Raw genomic sequence first — 19,521 nt, 5'->3', positions numbered from 1 at the left:
AACATGAGTGATTATAAATTTGAAACAGACGCCATAAGAATACAAAATGAGCGTACTCAGTTTTTAGAGCATTCTACACCATTATACCTCACGTCTAGTTTTATATTTGATGATGCCGAAGATATGAGAGCGTCATTTTCAGAAGAAAAACAACGCAATATTTATAGTCGTTTTACCAATCCAAATACGTCTGAGTTTGTAGAAAAAATATGTAAAATGGAAGGTGCTGAAGCGGGTTATGCTTTTGCTACAGGAATGTCTGCAGTATTTTCAACATTTGCAGCTTTGTTAAACTCAGGAGATCATATCGTATCTGCAAGAAGTGTATTTGGGTCTACACATGGGCTGTTTACAAAGTTTTTACCAAAATGGGATATAAGTACTAGCTATTTTAATGTGAATGATTTAGATAGTATTGAGACTTTAATTCAATCAAATACCAAAATTTTGTATGCTGAAAGTCCAACAAATCCTGCAGTCGATATTCTCGAATTAGAACGTCTTGGGCAGATTGCTAAACAACATAATCTTTTGTTAGTAATCGATAATTGCTTTGCTACGCCTTACTTGCAAAACCCAATACAATTTGGAGCACATTTGGTGATTCATTCGGCTACAAAGTTAATTGACGGCCAAGGTAGAGTTTTAGGTGGTGTGACGGTAGGACGAGCCGATTTAATTAGAGAGATATATTTGTTTTCGAGGAATACTGGGCCTGCTTTGTCGCCATTTAATGCATGGGTATTGTCGAAGAGTTTAGAAACTTTGGCTGTAAGGGTCGATAAGCATTGTGAGAATGCGTTAAGAGTGGCCGAGTTTTTAGAAAAACACCCTAAAATTAATCTCGTTAAATATCCTTTTTTAAAATCACATCCGCAATATAACATTGCAAAACAACAAATGAAATTAGGAGGAAACGTAGTTGCATTTGAAGTTAAAGGAGGTGTTGAAGCTGGTAGAACGTTTTTAAATAAAATTCAATTATGCTCTTTATCTGCAAACCTTGGAGATACTAGAACAATTGTTACACATCCTGCATCAACAACACATGCAAAGCTAACAGAACATGATCGTTTAGAAGTTGGAATAACAGATGGTTTAGTAAGAATTTCAGTAGGTCTAGAATATGTATATGATATTATTAGTGATTTAAAACAGGCTTTAGATTAAAGATTAAATAAAGTATCTTTGAAGCATGCTTTCAAAGAAAACAAAATATGGTATCAAAGCGCTGACATATCTGGCAAGACAAGATCATCGCAAACCTGTTCAAATTGCGACTATTTCTAAGAGTGAAAATATTTCAGTAAAATTTTTGGAAAGTATTTTACTTACTTTAAAAAAAAATGGCATTTTAGGTTCAAAAAAAGGAATAGGTGGAGGTTATTATTTACTAAAAGACCCTCAAGATGTTCCAATGACAAGCGTTATGCGAATTTTAGAAGGGCCAATTGCAATGGTGCCATGTGTAAGTTTAAATTACTATGAAAAATGTGATGATTGCCCAGATGAAGATAAATGTGCAGTTCATCGATTAATGATTCAGATAAGAGATAATTCGCTCAAAGTCTTCAGGAATACGACATTAGCAGACTTGTCGAATTAACATATTCGCAAAAAACAATAACAATTTTTAACAAATAATAACTAGGATTTTAATAAATATACTATATGTTTGTATTAATATCCTACTTATCCGATAGGATAATAGAATTAAATAATAATTACTAACATGATTGATACAGTTTTGCAAAGGCATAATGTTACAAAAGTTGAAAAAAATGACTCAGAAGCATCTGGTGAGAAAGTAAAAAGAACATTGGTTAAAACTATTAGTTGGAGGGTTTTGGGAACTCTTGATACCGTACTGATCTCTTATCTAATTACAGGAACATTGACTTTGGCTTTTTCAATAGGATTTGTAGAGTTGGTTTCGAAGTTGGTGTTGTATTATGTTCACGAACGTGCATGGAATAAAATAAAATGGGGGAAGTAATGAGTTTAAATTTAAAAGACATAAATGCTGTTTTAGCTAATAAAACACCATCAGAAATTGTACAATGGGCATTACAATATGCTAAACGACCAATTGTTACTACAAATTTCAGGCCTTATGAAGCGGCTATTTTAAACATAGTAACTCAAGTTAAAAAGGATATCAAAGTGATTTGGTGTGATACTGGTTATAATACACCAAATACTTATAATCATGCTGAAAAAATTATACAGCAATTAAATTTGAACGTACATTTATATGTGCCAAAGCAAACAGCTGCACATCGTGATGTTGTTTTAGGCGTACCTTCAATTGATGATCCTAAGCACATTCTTTTTACAGAACAGGTGAAATTAGAGCCCTTTAAAAGAGCCATGTCAGAGCATCAACCAGATGTTTGGTTTACAAATTTAAGAAAAGGGCAAACAGCATTTAGAGACAGTATTGATATTGTATCTCAAAGCGCAGATGGGACACTAAAAGTAAGTCCGTTTTATCATTGGTCCGATGATGAATTAGATAGATATCTTGATGATCATCATTTGCCTAATGAGTTTACATATTTTGATCCTACAAAGCAACTAGCAAATAGAGAATGTGGCTTACATGCCTAACCTAAATAATTATGAAAACAAATACATCTAATATAAACCCATTAGAGCACGAAGCTATCTATATTTTAGAGAGGTAGCCGCTCAATTTGAGAAACCAGTCTTATTGTTTTCTGGTGGGAAAGACTCTATTACATTAGTGAGATTAGCTCAAAAAGCATTTTATCCTGCTAAGATTCCTTTTCCATTAATGCATATAGATACAGGTCATAATTTTCCTGAGACCATTGAATTTAGAGATCGCTTGGTTAAAGAATTAGATCTAGAACTTATTGTAAAAAATGTTCAGGACACTATCGATGCTGGTAAAGTTAAAGAAGAATCTGGTAAGTATGCCAGCAGAAATAGTTTACAAACAACAACACTTTTAGATGCCATTGACGAGTACAAATTTGATGCATGTATAGGTGGTGCTCGACGTGACGAAGAAAAAGCGAGAGCCAAGGAACGTATTTTTTCGGTGCGTGATGATTTTGGGCAATGGGATGAAAAAAATCAACGTCCAGAATTGTTCGATATGCTCAACGGACAAATTGAGTTAGGACAAAATGTACGTGTATTTCCCATTTCTAATTGGACCGAATTAGATGTTTGGTCTTACATTCAAAGAGAGCAAATTGAAATTCCATCCATCTATTTTGCACATACGAGAGCGACATTTTTAAGAGATGGATTAATCTGGTCTGCTGATGATGGTGTGGTTTACCGTGAAGAAGATGAAGTCGTTAAAGAACGATTAGTACGATTTAGAACAGTTGGTGATATGAGTTGTACAGCTGCTGTGCTTTCTGATGCCGTTGATATTGATACAGTTGTGCAAGAAATTAGAGAATCTTCTATTTCAGAACGTGGTGCTCGTATCGATGATAAACGATCTGAAGCCGCTATGGAAAAACGTAAGCAACAAGGGTATTTCTAGAAAAATTTACAAATAATAATTTAGGGTGAAAACCAAAAACAATATAGAATGGACGTATTAAAAATTGCAACAGCAGGAAGTGTAGATGATGGAAAGAGTACCTTAATTGGTAGGCTGTTATACGATACAAAATCATTAACTACAGATAAATTAGAAGCTATTGAAAAAACCAGTAAGCAAAAAGGATATGATTATTTAGACTTTTCATTAGCAACCGATGGTTTAGTTGCCGAAAGAGAACAAGGTATTACAATTGATGTTGCTCATATTTATTTTTCAACACCAACTAAAAGTTATATTATCGCTGATACCCCAGGTCACGTAGAGTATACGCGTAATATGGTAACAGGGGCTTCTACATCACAAGCGGCAATTATATTAATTGATGCACGTAAAGGTGTGATTGAGCAAACCAATCGCCATTTTTTTATCAATAACCTCTTAAGAATTAAGGATGTAGTTGTTGCTATCAATAAAATGGATTTGGTTGACTATTCTGAAGACTCTTATAACCGTATTAAAACCGATTTTGAAGCCTTAATGTCAAAACGTGATTATCAAGATCAAAGTATAACTTTTATTCCAGTGAGTGCATTAAATGGTGATAATGTTGTACACAAATCAACTGCTATGAATTGGTATAAAGGCGAAACCTTGTTAGCGCATTTAGAAGCTATTGAGCGTGAAGATATTTTTAATGTTGGAACACCAAGATTTCCTGTGCAATATGTAATCAGACCTAAAACTAATGAATTTCATGATTACAGAGGTTATGCAGGAAAGGTGTATGGAGGGGATTTGAGTGTAGGTGATGAGGTTGTTGTTTTGCCTTCGAAAACAACATCAAAAATTAAAGATATTCATGTATATGATCAGGCTTATGAAACTGCTTCTAGGCGTTCTTCTGTAACGATAACCTTAGAAGATGATATTAATGTAAGTCGTGGAGACATGATTGCTAAAGTCGATGATTTGCCTCAAATTGAAAGACAATTTACGGCAACTGTCTCATGGATGAGCAATGAAAAACTTACTGCTGGAGGAAAATATGTCTTGCAACATGGAGTCAATAAAGTATTGACAAAAGTGGAGACGATTCACCATGAAATTCATCCAGATTATTCTGGTACAGATTCAGAAACTGATGCTTTAGCAATGAATGATATAGCGAAGGTAACGTTCAAATTGAACAAACCTATTTTTTTCGATCCTTTTAAAGCACATCGTACCAATGGATCTTTCATATTAATCGATTCAAATTCTAATAATACCGTCGGAGTAGGTTTCATTCAATAAATACATGTTATGCAAAGTTTTAGAACCGAAATAGAAAATCCTATTGTCGAAAAGGATATTATTGAATTAGCGACTAAAATAGCGCTTTTTCATGATGGCAAAATTGATGAAGAAAAATTTAGAAGTCTTCGTTTAGCAAGAGGTGTTTATGGTCAACGTCAGCAAGGTGTACAGATGATTCGCATCAAATTACCATACGGAAAAGTGCTAAGTCATCAATTGCGCAGAATTGCAGATGTGTCTGACGAGTACTCTCGTGGGCGATTACATATCACAACACGGCAAGATATTCAAATTCATTATGTCGACTTAGATCGTACTCCACAATTATGGGAGGAGTTAGAACGTGATGACGTTACTCTACGTGAGGCTTGTGGTAATACAGTCCGAAATGTCACTGCAAGCGAAACCGCAGGAATTGACGTCAATGAACCTTTTGATGTATCTCCTTATGCTGATGCTTTATTTCGTTTCTTTTTGCGAAACCCTATTTGTCAAGAGATGGGACGAAAATTTAAGGTATCATTCTCTGCGTCAGATGAAGATACAGGTTTGTCATACATGCATGATTTAGGTTTTATTGCGAAAATCAAAAATGGCGAAAGAGGGTTTAAAGTGTTATTAGGTGGTGGTTTAGGTTCTCAACCTAGACATGCAGATGTACTATATGAATTTTTACCTGCCAATAGAATTATTCCAGTAATGGAAGGTGTTCTTAGAATATTTGATCGACACGGTGAACGTAAAAGTAGAGCTAAAGCGAGATTGAAATTCTTAATCAAGAACATTGGTTTAGACGCTTTTAAAGCCTTAGTTGAAGATGAACAAAAAGCCATAGAATTTAAAACTGTTGATATTGATGCCAATGCGTATCAAGCTTCCATTCCAGTAGAAAAAGATATACCTAAAGTTAATATCGATAATGAAAATTACTTTGAACAATGGAAAGCGACAAACATTATCCCTCAAAAACAAGACGGTTATGTTGCGATTGGAATAAAAGTCCTTCTTGGAGATTTTTATACTGATAAAGCTAGACTATTAGCCAATTTAGTTGAAAAATATGCAGCAGGTGAGCTGAGATTGACCTTGCGACAGAATATATTGATTCCTTTTGTGAGAGAAGAGGCATTGCCATTTTTCTATACCGAATTGCAAAAACTAGGTTTTACTGAACTTGGCTATAATAAGGCAGTAGATATTACAGCATGTCCAGGTACAGATACTTGTAATTTAGGAATTTCTAGTAGTACAGGAATTGCAGAAGAATTAGAAAGAATTATAAAAGCTGAATATCCACAATATCTTTCCAATGAAGATTTGGTGATTAAAATTAGTGGTTGCATGAATGCTTGCGGTCAACATAATATGGCAAACATAGGATTTCAAGGCATGTCTATTCGCACTAAAGATAAACGCGTTGCGCCTGCACTTCAGGTATTACTTGGCGGAGGAAATAAAGGTAATGGTAAAGGCGTGTTTGCAGATAAAGTGGTGAAAATTCCAAGTAAGCGAGGCCCTGAAGCTTTGCGTCGAATTTTAGATGATTACGAACAATTTGCAAAGAATCAAAAGTTTGAACAGTATTATGAAGAGAAAGGTGAGAAGTATTTTTATGAATTGCTTACCGATTTGTCTAGCATTGAAAACTTAACTCAAGATGATTTTATTGATTGGGGAAGTGAGAAAGCTTATATAAAAGCTATTGGAATTGGAGAATGTGCAGGCGTTGTTATTGATCTGATTGCGACTTTATTTTTAGAAAGTGAAGAAAAGATAGCAGAAGCCAAAGAAGCACTAAATAATCAGGTATTTTCGAGTGCTATTTATCATGCGTATAGTTCTATGGTAAATTCTGCCAAAGCGATTTTACTATCAGAAGGTGTGTCAACTAATACACAAGCTGGAATCATTAGACAGTTTGATGAACTTATTATTGATACTCAAAAATTAAATTTAGGCGTATCGTTTTCAGATTTAGTCTATCAAATAAAAGTACATGCTCCTACTGAAAAGTTTGCTAAAGCGTATATCAAAAATGCAACAGAATTTTTATCTGTTGTAAGAGTATTACGTGAACAAGATGTAAGTGAAAATTGATATTGATATGGAAAGAAGAGCAAAATTATCCATTGTAGGCGCTGGACCAGGAGATAAAGACTTAATTACCATTAAAGGCATTAAAATTATAGAGTCTGCTGATGTCATTTTATATGACGCACTTATAAATACATCACTTTTAGACTATGCGTCACCTCATGCCGAACTCATATTTGTTGGAAAACGAAAAGGTTGCTATGCGTATCAGCAAGATCAAATTAATGAGTTGATTGTAAGTAGAGCAAAGACTCATGGTCATGTTGTAAGACTTAAAGGAGGAGATCCTTTTATCTTCGGGAGAGGCGCAGAGGAGATTGATTATGCAAAACAGTTTGGTATAAAAACTTATGTGGTTCCTGGGATTTCATCATCTATTGCAGTGCCTGCTTATCAAGGTATACCATTGACAAAAAGAGGTGTCTCTGAAAGTTTTTGGGTGATTACTGGAACTACCAAATCACATCAAATTTCAAAAGATGTTGCTCTTGCCGCTCGGTCAACGGCAACCGTTATCATTTTAATGGGTATGGGAAAATTGAGCGAAATAGTCCAGATTTTTGCTTCGGAAAATAAAAGTGACATGGCTGTTGCTATTATTCAAAATGGAACAACCAATCGGGAGAATGTAGGTATTGGAAAAATATCAACTATAGAGGCTATTGTTACTAAAAAGCAACTGTCTTCACCTGCAATTATTGTTATTGGAGAGGTGGTTAATCAACGTGTTGAATTAGATTCTATTTGTAATAAGGTAGAAGCCCAATTTGTTTAAAAGAGACTAGTATGGAACGAAATAATTTATACCCAATATTTTTAAAAATGCATGAGTTACAAGTGCTTATTGTAGGTGGAGGAAATGTAGCTTTAGAAAAATTAACGTTTTTATTAAAATCAAGTCCAACTGCTAATGTAACCATGGTCGCGCCATTTTTTAGACCAGAAGTCATTGCATTAGCAACAGCCTATGATATTAAGATGTTCAATTTAGCCTATGATGAATCTTTTCTTTGTGATAAAGATTTAGCTATAGTGGCTACAGATAAACTAAATGTAAATCATCAGGTCTACAGAGATGCCAAGCGTAGAAATTTATTGGTTAATGTGGCTGATACGCCAGAATTATGTGATTTCTATTTAGGAGGTATTGTGACTAAAGGCCATGTGAAAATTGCCATTTCAACCAATGGGAAATCACCAACTACAGCTAAACGTTTGCGACAGTTTTTTGAAGCTGTTATTCCAGAAGACATTAATCAATTGGTACAAAATTTAAATGCGTATAGAAAAACCATAAAAGGGAATTTTGAAGATAAAGTTTCGGCTTTAAACAAAATAACTGAACATTTAATACAGAAATAAAAATGATACAAACAGATATATTAATCATTGGAGCAGGACCAACAGGCTTATTTACAGTTTTTGAAGCTGGATTGTTAAAATTAAGATGTCATTTAATTGACGCATTACCACAGCCTGGTGGTCAATGCTCTGAGTTATATCCAAAAAAACCAATCTACGATATTCCAGGTTTGCCAGAAATTTTAGCAGGTGATTTGACAAAAAATTTATTGGAACAAGGGAAACAATTTGAACCAGGGTTTACTCTTGGAGAACGTGCAGATACTATCGAAAAACAAGATGATGGAACTTTTATTGTGACCACAAATAAAGGTACCAAACATCAAGCGCCAATTGTAGCAATTGCAGGTGGTTTAGGAAGTTTTGAACCTCGGAAACCTTTAATTGAACATATTTCAGATTATGAAGATAAAGGGGTGTCTTATTTTGTAAAGGACCCAGAAATGTATAGAAATAAACGAGTGGTAATTTCTGGAGGTGGAGACTCGGCATTAGATTGGAGTATTTATTTATCAGATATTGCCTCAAACGTGACGTTAATTCATAGACGAAATGAGTTTAGAGGTGCTTTAGATTCTGTTGAACGTGTTCAAGAATTAAAACTCCTAGGAAAGATAAATCTCATTACACCAGCAGAAGTGATGCAAATTCATGGAAAGAGCCATGTAGAAGCTGTGACGGTGACTAAAGGAGATGAGCAAATTCACCTAGAAACCGATTATTTTATTCCACTATTTGGTTTATCTCCAAAATTAGGACCAATTGCAAATTGGGGTTTAGAGATTGAGAAGAATGCAATCAAAGTGAATACGTTAGATTACCAAACTAATATCCCTGGGATATTCGCTATTGGAGACGTTAATACTTATGAAGGAAAATTAAAACTTATTCTATGTGGATTTCACGAAGCAACTTTGATGTGTCAATCAGCTTACAAAATTTTGAATCCAAACAAGAAATTTGTTTTAAAATACACAACTGTTAGTGGTATTAATGGGTTTGATGGAACTAGAAAGCAAGCAGAAAAAGCTGTCGTAAAGGCTATTGTATAATGAATGATGTTAATCTAATTATAAAAGATCGAAATGGTGTAATTCATAATGTAGTTGCTCCTACAGATATGGCAATGAATCTGATGGAAGTTTTTAAAATGTATGAACTTCCTGTTGAGGGGACTTGTGGTGGACTGGCTATGTGTGCGTCTTGTCAGTGTTATGTGCATTCTGATCATAATTTGCCAAAGATGCAAGAAGATGAAGAGGCAATGCTTTCTGAAGCATTTTATGTTAAGAATAATAGTAGGTTAGGTTGTCAAATACCAATAACTACTATATTAGCAGATTTGGAAATTGAAATAGCTCCAGAATATTAGGTATGATATGAAAACTAAATTGCATCAAAAACAAGTACAAAAACATTACAATATTGCTTTAAAAGATACTGTAGAAATATTTACTAAAACATTATTTTATAGTTTGTTCGATACAAATGCTATGTCGATTAACCAAGGTAATTTACAAAGCCTGTTTTTAGAGATAACTCAAGGTTTGAACATTCAAAATAACAAGCAATTGTGGAGTGATTTTAAATCAACCTTCATAGACGTAAGACAAGCCTTAAGTTTAGATGCTAAGGCCATAGAAGAAAATGACCCAGCAGCAAAAAGTTTAGAAGAAGTCTACTTAGCTTACCCAGGTTTTCATGCGATTGCAGTATATCGATTAAGTCACGAACTTCATAAATTGAAGGTCGCAATTTTACCTAGAATGATGAGTGAATATGCCCATAGTTTAACAGGCGTCGATATTCACCCAGGTGCTAAAATAGGATCTTCTTTTTTTATAGATCATGCTACCGGAATTGTTATAGGAGAAACAACGATTATTAAAAATAATGTAAAGATTTATCAAGGTGTTACACTTGGAGGAATACAAGTCAAAAAAAATTTGTCAAGAGTAAAACGACACCCAACTATTGAAGATAATGTAACTATATACGCCAATGCCACAATTTTAGGAGGTGATGTAACCATAGGTGCTAATTCAATAATTGGAGCCAATGTTTGTGTAACAAATTCTATCCCTGAAAATTCAATATTAACGTATAAAAAAGAGTATAAATTAAGTGAGCGGTCCTAGTCAAATAATAAGTAAACAAATTACCGATCAAATTGGTAATACGCCAATGGTTGAGGCTAAAAACCTTGTGTCTAAAGCAGGTGTTCGACTCTTTTTAAAGCTGGAAGGCAATAACCCTGGCGGAAGTGTCAAAGATCGTCCAGCATTTCATATGATTAATGAAGCCCTGAAACGAGGTGATATTAAAAAAGGTGATACATTAGTTGAAGCCACTAGCGGAAATACAGGAATCGCTTTAGCTTTTATTGCAAAACTTTTAGGCTTACAGATGGTGTTAGTTATGCCAGAAAATTCAACCGAAGAGCGTATCAAAACCATGAAGGCTTATGGGGCAGAAGTAATTTTGACATCAGCAGATATAGGAATTGAAGGGTCGAGAGATATAGCCTATAAGTTAAGGGATGAAAACGGGTATACATTATTGAATCAATTTGAAAATAATGATAATTGGAAAGCACATTATAATACTACTGGCCCAGAAATTTGGACAGATACGCTTGGTGAAATTACACATTTTGTATCTGCTATGGGAACTACAGGGACCATTACAGGTGTCTCTACATATTTAAAAGAACAAGATCCTAGTATTACCATTGTTGGTGCTCAACCTATGGATGGGTCGAGAATACCTGGTATTAGAAAATGGTCTCCAGACTATGTTCCAGGGATATTTAAAAGATCTAATGTTAATCGTATTATTGAAGTTAGTGAAACAGAAGCGCGATTAATGACTCGTCGATTAGCAAAAGAAGAAGGAGTTTTTGCAGGAATGAGTAGTGGAGGTTCTGTAGCTTCAGCTTTAAAATTAATCGATACTCTAGATCAAGGAGTTGTTGTAGCTATTATCTGTGATCGAGGAGATCGCTATTTGTCTTCCTCTTTATTTGATTAAAAACTTACTTTTTATGTATGAAATAATAAATTAATTACGTTTCTTTGTTTCGTTCATTAATATTTTGAATTGTTATCATGAAAGGCAGAGGGAATAGACCCAATGAAGCCTTAGCAACCCTTTATCTTAAAGAAGGTGCTAAATTCTACCAAATTATGAGATGTTTCATAATTTGGACAGATAAACAAAGATTCAAGTAAACTCTCTTACTTTTCAGATGACATTTTTTATATAAAAATTAAAATGTCAGACATATTACAAGCTTTACAAAAAAGAATACTAGTCCTCGATGGAGCCATGGGTACAATGTTGCAACGTTTTGAGTTTTCGGAAGAAGACTTTAGAGGTGATCGCTTCAAGAATTATCCAACTTCAGTAAAAGGAAATAATGATTTACTGTCATTAACACAACCTCAAGCTATTGCCGAAGTTCATAGACTGTACTTTGAAGCTGGAGCCGATATCATAGAAACCAATACGTTTTCTGGGACAACAATAGCTATGGCAGATTATAACATGGAAGATTTAGTATATGAATTGAACTTTGAATCGGCCAGAATAGCAAAACAAGTCGCAACAGAATTTACGAATGCAAATCCTGAAAAGCCTAGATTCGTTGCTGGAAGTATTGGGCCAACCAATAAAACGGCAAGCATGTCTCCTGATGTCAATAAACCTGAATATAGAGCGATTACATTTGAAGAGTTACGTGTTGCGTATAAACAACAAGTTGAAGCATTAATTAATGGAGGTGTTGATGTATTGTTAGTAGAAACTATATTTGATACACTCAATGCTAAAGCAGCATTGTTTGCAATTGAAGAAGTGAAGGAAGAACGAGAAATGGATATTCCAATCATGGTATCTGGAACCATTACCGATGCTTCAGGACGAACTTTATCTGGTCAAACTGTCGAAGCCTTTCTTACTTCTATATCGCATATTCCTTTATTAAGTGTAGGCTTTAATTGTGCTTTAGGTGCAGAACAACTCAAACCTTATCTTCAACGACTATCTAACGAAACCCAATTTTATACTTCGGCACACCCAAATGCTGGGCTACCGAATGCCTTTGGAGAATATGACCAATCACCAAAGGAAATGCAATCGTATATCGAATCGTATTTAAAAGATGGTTTAATAAACATTATTGGTGGTTGTTGTGGAACAAATCCAAACCATATCAAAGCTATTGCTGAAGCGGTCAAACACTATCAACCAAGAACTGTAAATGTAAATGTATAATGGCAGATATTGATTGTAAGAAATACTTGACCTTATCAGGACTTGAACCTCTAGTGGTTACTCCGGAAAGTAATTTTATAAATGTTGGTGAACGTACTAATGTTACTGGATCTCGTAAGTTTTTAAGGTTAATTAAAGAAGAAAAATATGATGAAGCGCTTAGTGTTGCTAGAGAACAAGTAGAAGGTGGAGCTCAGATTCTAGATGTAAATATGGATGAAGGAATGCTAGATGGAAAGCATGCCATGATCAAATTCTTAAATCTTATTGCATCAGAGCCTGATATTGCTAGAATACCATTGATGATTGATAGTTCAAAATGGGAGATAATTGAAGCAGGATTGCAAGTCGCTCAAGGGAAATGTGTCGTGAATTCAATTAGTTTGAAAGAAGGTGAAGATGAATTTGTCCGACAAGCAAAACTTGTTAAACGCTATGGAGCAGCAGTAATTGTTATGGCTTTTGACGAGGTTGGTCAAGCCGATACGTACGAACGTCGTATCGAGATTTGTGAACGATCATACAACATATTAGTTGACGTTGTTAAGTTTCCTCCTCAAGACATCATTTTTGATCCTAATATTTTTCCAGTGGCTACAGGAATGGAAGAACATCGATTAAATGCTTTAGACTTTTTTAATGCGACGAAATGGATTCGTGAAAATTTACCGTATGCTAATGTTTCTGGAGGAGTGAGTAATGTGTCGTTTTCTTTTAGAGGAAATAATGTGGTAAGGGAAGCAATAAACTCTGCATTCTTATATCATGCTATCAAACATGGTATGAATCTAGGTATTGTAAACCCGACCATGTTGGAAGTTTATGATGAAATTCCAAAGGATTTATTACAACATGTAGAAGATGTGTTGTTTGATATACGTGATGATGCTACAGAACGATTATTGGATTTTGCTGAAACTGTAAAAGGCCAGAAAAAGGAAGACGATACCAAAATTTTAGAATGGCGAAATAATACCTTACAAGATCGTATCACTCATAGTCTGGTTAAAGGAATTGATACTTATATTGAGGATGATGTAGAAGAAGCAAGATTGGCTTCTAAACAACCTATTGAAGTCATTGAAGGGCATCTTATGATTGGAATGAATGTAGTAGGAGATCTCTTTGGAAGTGGGAAAATGTTCTTGCCTCAAGTGGTTAAATCTGCTAGAGTCATGAAAAGAGCTGTTGCTTATTTACAGCCATTTATTGAAGCAGAAAAAGATGGTAAACAAGAGTTTGCTGGTAAAATTTTAATGGCTACGGTTAAAGGAGATGTGCATGACATTGGTAAAAATATTGTAAGTGTTGTTTTAGGTTGTAATAACTATGAAATTATTGATTTAGGAGTTATGGTGCCTCCAGAGAAAATTATTGAGACTGCTGTTAAAGAACAAGTAGATGTGATAGGATTAAGTGGTTTAATTACACCTTCTTTAGATGAAATGGTTTACCTCTCTAAAGCCATGAATAAAGAGAATTTATCTATTCCATTAATTATTGGCGGCGCTACAACATCTAAAGCACATACATCGGTGAAAATTGCACCAAATTATGATCATACTGTTGTGCATATTAATGATGCGTCACGAGCTGTCACTGTTGTTGGAAATCTACTGCAAAAAGATAATACAATTTACAAAGAACAAATTCGAGAAGAATATGATAAGTTTCGGGAGCAGTTTTTAACTCGCGGAAAACGAAAAACGTATCTTTCTATAGATGAAGCTCGAAAAAATAAATTTAAAATCAATTGGAGTATAACAGAAATAATGAAACCAAATCAATTAGGTGTTCAAATAATAGAAGACTTTGATATTACTCAATTAGAACCGTTTATTGATTGGAGTCCGTTTTTTAGAAGCTGGGATTTGCATGGGAAATATCCTGAGATTTTAGACGATGATATTGTTGGAGAGCAGGCAAAAGATTTATTTAATGATGCACAAGTCTTACTTAAACGAATATTTGATGATAAGTTATTAGAAGCCAAAGCTGTTTTTGGTTTGTTTCCAGCAAATGCAGTTCATGATGATGACATTGAAGTTATTGTTGAAAACTGTCATGCTGAGCGTAGTAGAAGCATCTCAACTAAGGCTAATAAAAACAGTATTAGATTTCTAACTCTCCGTCAACAACTAAAAAAACGTGAAGGTGTTTCAAATTATGCGCTAAGCGATTTTATTGCCCCAAAAGATTCAGGGAAGCAAGATTATATAGGAGCTTTTTGTGTTACGACTGGTTTTGGAACCCAAGAATTGGCCCAACAATTTGAAGCTGATAATGATGATTATAATTCGATAATGATAAAGGCCCTAGCCGATAGACTAGCTGAAGCTTTTGCTGAATATTTGCACAAAGAAGTAAGAACTAAACATTGGGGCTATGCTAAAGATGAAGATTTTACTAATGCTGAGCTTATCAAAGAAAGTTATAAAGGAGTTCGTCCAGCTCCTGGGTATCCAGCTTGTCCAGATCATTTAGAGAAAAAGACCATTTGGAACTTGTTAGATGTAGAAAAAAACATTGGAGTTAGGCTTACAGAAAGCCTAGCTATGTGGCCAGCTGCTAGTGTGAGTGGCTATTATTTTGGAAACCCTGAGGCCAAATATTTCGGATTAGGAAAAATAACAGAAGATCAATTACAAGATTATGCTAGGCGTCGCCAAATAGGTGAAGATGAAGCCAGAAAATGGCTCAACCCAAACTTAGCAGAAGCTTAACAATTTGTTAGAATTAGAATATAAATCAGGTTGTATTCTTGTAAAAAATTTGAACATATAAATTATGAAAAAGTATAAATTAGAATTAAGATTTGTTTTGCAATTAGTTTTTCTTACTGCAGTAGCATTAGTGTTGGCGAGTATTATTAATTAGTTGCTCGCGTTAGTGATTGAACGATTTGTTTGAGCTCCTTGAAAAAAGCGAGAAGAGAAAGCGCGACCTTTAGGGAACGCCAAAAATATTAAAATAAAAAAATGCCCACCATTGTGGGACTGTATATGAAAATAACTGATCACATTAAACAAGCTAAAGGAGATACCTTGTTTTCCTTTGAAATTATTCCGCCAAAAAAGGGAAATAGTATTCAGGAGTTATATGATAATATAGATCCTTTAATGGAGTTTAAACCACCTTTTGTTGATGTTACTACTTCACGAGAACAATATGTTTATATTGATAAAGGTAATGGGTTGTTAGACCGAAGAATTACGAGAATGCGCCCTGGAACTGTGGGGATTTGTGCAGCAATAAAGCATAAATATAACGTGGATACTGTACCGCATGTATTGTGTGGAGGGTTTTCTAAAGAAGAAACCGAATATTTGCTGGTTGACTGTCATTATTTAGGTATAGATAATGTGATGGCCTTACGAGGTGATGCTATGAGTCATCAAAAATATTTTGAAGCAACAAAAGGAGGTCATCAGTATGCAAGCCAGTTAGTGGGTCAAATTCAGAACTTAAATTGTGGTAAATATTTACATGATGTATTAGAGGCAGATCATAAGTCTGATTTTTGCATTGGTGTTGCTGGCTATCCAGAAAAGCATATCGAAGCCCCTTCTTTGAGTACAGATTTAAAACGCTTAAAAGAAAAAGTTGATGCTGGTGCCGATTATGTAGTAACTCAAATGTTTTTTGATAATTCTAAGTATTTTGAATTTGTTGAAGCAGCTAAAGCTACAGGAATTACAGTGCCTATAATTCCTGGAATAAAGCCTATTGCAGTGAAACGTCATTTACAGTTGCTGCCACAGGTATTTAAAATTGATTTGCCAGAAACTCTGATTGAAGCCGTAGAACAATGTGATTCTAATAAAAAAGTGAGACAGGTAGGTGTTGAATGGGCTGTGCAACAGTCTAAAGAACTTATGGGTGCTGGAGTACCTGTGCTACATTATTATTCTATGGGGAAAAGTGATAATATTAAATCAATTGCCTCTCAGGTGTTTTGATTGCATTATTTCTGTTATTTTTGCTTCATAACCTATATTAATGAAGCATTTCATTGTCTATTTTTTTTGCTTGTTTACCCTGTTCTCTTTTGCTCAAGACAAAGATCCAAATCTATTTAGTTTAGATGCTAATTTTTTCTACGGAACAGTGTTGGAGCACAACCCAGATATTCAGCACTTAATTACAGATCATCCTACAGGTATAATTCTAAGCTATAACAAAAAAACGTTCGGATTTAAAGACTGGGAAAGTCACTATAATTATCCAGATTGGGGATTGTCATTCATTTATCAAAATATGAAAACCGAGACTCTAGGTGAGAATTATGGGCTCTATGCACATTATAATTTCTATTTTTTAAACCGACACCTTAATTTTAGAATCGCCCAAGGAATCGCTTATACAACAAATCCGTATGATAAGGTTAAAAATTTCAGAAATAATGCTTATGGTTCTGATTTGTTGAGTTCAACCTATGTGATGTTGAATTATAAGAAAGAGAACATCTTTAAAGGTATTGGAGTACAGGCTGGTATCTCGATTGTACATTATTCTAATGCCAATTTTAGGGCACCAAATACATCTACGAATACATTTGCTTTTAATATTGGAGCTAATTATATGTTTAATGATGATAACAAGCCTGAATATATTTCATCTTCAAAAGAGAAAACTTTTAAAGAACCTATAAAGTATAACCTAGTTTTTAGAACAGGTCTTAATGAAAGTGATATTATCGATATGGGACAATATCCGTTTTATATTGTGTCAGCTTATGCAGATAAGCGCTTGAACCGGAAAAGTGCGGTGCAATTTGGAACTGATGTTTTCTTTTCAAAATTTTTGCAAGAGTTGATTCGCTTTTATGCTGTGGCATTTCCTGAACGTAATATCTCTAGTGATGAAGATTGGAAACGTGTTGGACTTTTTGTAGGTCACGAGCTATTCGTTAATAAAATGTCAATTGTAACACAATTAGGGTATTATGTGTATTACCCGTATGATTTTGAAGGACAGGTGTATAATCGTATTGGTTTGAAACGGTATTTTGGAGATAAAGTTTTTGGTGCTATTACTTTAAAATCTCATGGAGCAAAAGCAGAAGCTGTTGAATTTGGAATAGGAATACGATTATGAAAAAAGGGTTATATATCATATTGACAATCTTGTTATTTTCTTGCAATGGAGAAAATGTGCCTGATTGTTTTCAAAATGCTGGAAATATCATTGAGAAAGAGTTTGCAGTAGATAGTTTTACTGAGATTACAACATTTCCTCGTATAGAGTTAATAGTTACTGATGCTCCTACTCAAAAAGTTATTGTTCAAACGGGAGAGTTTTTAATGGATGACATTGATGTTCGCGTGGAAGAAGGTCGATTAAAAGTGTATAATAATAATGCATGTAATATTACAAGGGATTATGGTATTACTAAGGTGTTTGTGAGTTCACCTAATCTAACTGAGATTAGAAATGGATCGGGTTCTGCTGTACGAAGTGAAGGTGTGTTGAACTATAGTGCGTTGAGGTTAATCTCTGAAGATTTTAATACCGAAGAGGAAGTCAATACTGATGGGGTTTTTGATGTAGAAGTCAATTGTAATACAATAAATATTGTAGTAAATAACTTGTCTACAGTTTATATTAAAGGTGAAGTTAATACTATAACAATAGGTTATTTTTCCGGTGATGCACGTTTTGAAGGACGGGATTTAATAGCTCAAAATGTTGATATTTTTCAGCGTAGTAGTAATGATATGGTTATCAATGCCCAACAATCTTTAACTGGTGAAATAAGAAGTACAGGAGATGTGATTCTTGTTAATACGCCTGTAGTACTTGATGTTGAGCAGTTTTATACTGGGCAACTTATTTTTGAGTAATCTAATTTGATGTCAATTCTCTAAACAAACTTTCTAAACTTGCATTTTTCTGATTGAGCTGAAGAATTTTCAATTCATTATCATGAGCAAAATCAAACACATGAGAGCGCATATCATCTACTGTAGAAAAGGTGATTTCGTATGTGAAATCATGAGTGTTCTTTACAGTTTTGACGTTAGGCAATTTTAGCAAAAAAGCATCTTCAACACGATAATCAAATTCGACTATTACCGTTTGTTCTGTGTTATCACGTAAGTCTTTTAATTTTTTATCAGCTACAATTTCACCTTTGTTAATAATGATTACGCGATCGCATATAGCTTCAACTTCTTGCATGATATGGGTTGATAGAAACACCGTTTTATCCTTGCCTATGTTTTTAATTAAATGTCTGATATCTACCAATTGATTTGGATCTAAACCAGTAGTAGGTTCATCTAGAATTAATACAGACGGATTGTGAAGTAAAGCATTAGCTAAACCAACTCGTTGTCGATATCCTTTGGATAGTTGACTTATTTTTTTATGCGCCTCTGGAGTCAATCCCGTTAATTCTATTACGTCATGTATTCTAGATTTTGGTGTGCTATATACACCAGCATTAAATCTCAAATACTCTTTAACATACATATCTAAATAAAGTGGATTGTGTTCGGGTAAATATCCAACATTATTTTGTACCTCTTGTTTATCAAAGTCGACATCAAAACCACTTACTTTGGCACTACCGTTAGTTGCACTAATATAAGTAGTGAGGATTTTCATAAGTGTTGATTTTCCTGCACCATTTGGTCCTAAAAACCCAACAATTTCTCCTTTGTTTACTGCAAATGAAATATTATTCAGCGCTTTTTGTTCGCCATATACTTTTGAAATGTTTTCAACCTCAATAGACATATATCAATTTATTTGTTCAAAAATAGTAATTATTACCAATGACTGCCTTTAAATTATGAATTCTTTAAAACTGTAACGAAAAACACAAAAATATCTTATAACAATTTTGATTTCTTAAAATAATAATTACATTAGCATCATAATTAAGCACATGAATACTTTGAATCATACATATTTTAACTGGTTTTATTTCTTTTTTAATGAAAAGAGAGAGACGTTATATG

General features: G+C 34.2%; 18 protein-coding genes, 1 pseudogene and 1 riboswitch. Of the genes and pseudogenes, 18 read left to right on the top strand and 1 reads right to left on the bottom strand.

The window, feature by feature from the left end; genetic code table 11:
- Positions 1-3 precede the first annotated feature (3 nt).
- From ACTU6T_RS03760 to ACTU6T_RS03675, 18 genes and pseudogenes are all read left to right on the top strand, one after another.
- Complete coding sequence (locus tag ACTU6T_RS03760) at positions 4-1,170, top strand: trans-sulfuration enzyme family protein (RefSeq protein ID WP_460219926.1); 1,167 nt, start codon at positions 4-6, stop codon at positions 1,168-1,170.
- A gap of 25 nt (positions 1,171-1,195) precedes the next feature.
- Positions 1,196-1,606 (top strand): RrF2 family transcriptional regulator, encoded by a 411-nt coding sequence (locus ACTU6T_RS03755; protein WP_460219925.1) that lies wholly within the window; start codon positions 1,196-1,198, stop codon positions 1,604-1,606.
- A gap of 126 nt (positions 1,607-1,732) precedes the next feature.
- Positions 1,733-1,996, top strand: a complete 264-nt coding sequence (locus tag ACTU6T_RS03750; RefSeq protein ID WP_460219924.1) for a DUF2061 domain-containing protein — start codon at positions 1,733-1,735, stop codon at positions 1,994-1,996.
- Complete coding sequence (locus ACTU6T_RS03745) at positions 1,996-2,610, top strand: phosphoadenosine phosphosulfate reductase domain-containing protein (RefSeq protein ID WP_460219923.1); 615 nt, start codon at positions 1,996-1,998, stop codon at positions 2,608-2,610. Before ACTU6T_RS03750 ends, ACTU6T_RS03745 begins: the two co-directional genes overlap by 1 nt.
- 11 nt (positions 2,611-2,621) lie before the next feature.
- A pseudogene (gene cysD / locus ACTU6T_RS03740) lies at positions 2,622-3,526 on the top strand (sulfate adenylyltransferase subunit CysD).
- 48 nt (positions 3,527-3,574) lie between these two features.
- Positions 3,575-4,822, top strand: a complete 1,248-nt coding sequence (locus ACTU6T_RS03735; protein WP_460219922.1) for a sulfate adenylyltransferase subunit 1 — start codon at positions 3,575-3,577, stop codon at positions 4,820-4,822.
- A gap of 9 nt (positions 4,823-4,831) precedes the next feature.
- Positions 4,832-6,922: a HEPN domain-containing protein gene (locus ACTU6T_RS03730; RefSeq protein ID WP_460219921.1), complete on the top strand. Its 2,091-nt coding sequence runs from the start codon at positions 4,832-4,834 to the stop codon at positions 6,920-6,922.
- Positions 6,923-6,929: 7 nt separating this feature from the next.
- The gene (gene cobA, locus ACTU6T_RS03725; protein WP_460219920.1) at positions 6,930-7,694 is read left to right on the top strand and encodes a uroporphyrinogen-III C-methyltransferase; all 765 of its coding nucleotides are present in this window, start codon (positions 6,930-6,932) and stop codon (positions 7,692-7,694) included.
- Between the two features lie 11 nt (positions 7,695-7,705).
- The gene (locus ACTU6T_RS03720) at positions 7,706-8,281 is read left to right on the top strand and encodes a precorrin-2 dehydrogenase/sirohydrochlorin ferrochelatase family protein (protein WP_460219919.1); all 576 of its coding nucleotides are present in this window, start codon (positions 7,706-7,708) and stop codon (positions 8,279-8,281) included.
- 2 nt (positions 8,282-8,283) lie between these two features.
- Complete coding sequence (locus ACTU6T_RS03715; RefSeq protein WP_460219918.1) at positions 8,284-9,333, top strand: NAD(P)/FAD-dependent oxidoreductase; 1,050 nt, start codon at positions 8,284-8,286, stop codon at positions 9,331-9,333.
- Positions 9,333-9,653 carry a 2Fe-2S iron-sulfur cluster-binding family protein gene (locus tag ACTU6T_RS03710; protein ID WP_460219917.1) on the top strand — a complete coding sequence of 107 codons (321 nt, stop codon included), beginning with the start codon at positions 9,333-9,335 and terminating at the stop codon, positions 9,651-9,653. Before ACTU6T_RS03715 ends, ACTU6T_RS03710 begins: the two co-directional genes overlap by 1 nt.
- Before the next feature lie 7 nt (positions 9,654-9,660).
- Positions 9,661-10,419 carry a serine O-acetyltransferase EpsC gene (gene epsC, locus ACTU6T_RS03705; protein WP_460219916.1) on the top strand — a complete coding sequence of 253 codons (759 nt, stop codon included), beginning with the start codon at positions 9,661-9,663 and terminating at the stop codon, positions 10,417-10,419.
- Positions 10,406-11,311, top strand: a complete 906-nt coding sequence (gene cysM, locus ACTU6T_RS03700) for a cysteine synthase CysM (protein ID WP_460219915.1) — start codon at positions 10,406-10,408, stop codon at positions 11,309-11,311. The genes epsC and cysM overlap by 14 nt, the downstream gene beginning before the upstream one ends.
- 69 nt (positions 11,312-11,380) lie before the next feature.
- A riboswitch (SAM riboswitch) is annotated at positions 11,381-11,498 on the top strand.
- Positions 11,499-11,554: 56 nt separating this feature from the next.
- On the top strand, positions 11,555-12,556 hold the full coding sequence (locus ACTU6T_RS03695) for a homocysteine S-methyltransferase family protein (RefSeq protein WP_460219914.1): 1,002 nt from the start codon (positions 11,555-11,557) through the stop codon (positions 12,554-12,556).
- Complete coding sequence (metH, locus tag ACTU6T_RS03690) at positions 12,556-15,279, top strand: methionine synthase (protein WP_460219913.1); 2,724 nt, start codon at positions 12,556-12,558, stop codon at positions 15,277-15,279. Before ACTU6T_RS03695 ends, metH begins: the two co-directional genes overlap by 1 nt.
- Positions 15,280-15,558: 279 nt before the next feature.
- Positions 15,559-16,515, top strand: a complete 957-nt coding sequence (gene metF / locus ACTU6T_RS03685; protein WP_460220738.1) for a methylenetetrahydrofolate reductase [NAD(P)H] — start codon at positions 15,559-15,561, stop codon at positions 16,513-16,515.
- 40 nt (positions 16,516-16,555) lie between these two features.
- On the top strand, positions 16,556-17,653 hold the full coding sequence (locus tag ACTU6T_RS03680; protein ID WP_460219912.1) for an acyloxyacyl hydrolase: 1,098 nt from the start codon (positions 16,556-16,558) through the stop codon (positions 17,651-17,653).
- Complete coding sequence (locus tag ACTU6T_RS03675) at positions 17,650-18,399, top strand: head GIN domain-containing protein (RefSeq protein ID WP_460219911.1); 750 nt, start codon at positions 17,650-17,652, stop codon at positions 18,397-18,399. Before ACTU6T_RS03680 ends, ACTU6T_RS03675 begins: the two co-directional genes overlap by 4 nt.
- A 1-nt stretch (position 18,400) precedes the next feature.
- Here the strand turns inward: ACTU6T_RS03675 and gldA are convergent, their stop codons facing one another.
- Positions 18,401-19,297, bottom strand: a complete 897-nt coding sequence (gldA, locus tag ACTU6T_RS03670; RefSeq protein ID WP_460219910.1) for a gliding motility-associated ABC transporter ATP-binding subunit GldA — start codon at positions 19,295-19,297, stop codon at positions 18,401-18,403.
- Positions 19,298-19,521 lie beyond the last annotated feature (224 nt).

It is taken from the genome of Psychroserpens citreus, from assembly GCF_055686305.1.
The sequence above is the reverse complement of the archived record's forward strand: the minus strand, read 5'-3'. Positions and strand labels throughout refer to the sequence as shown.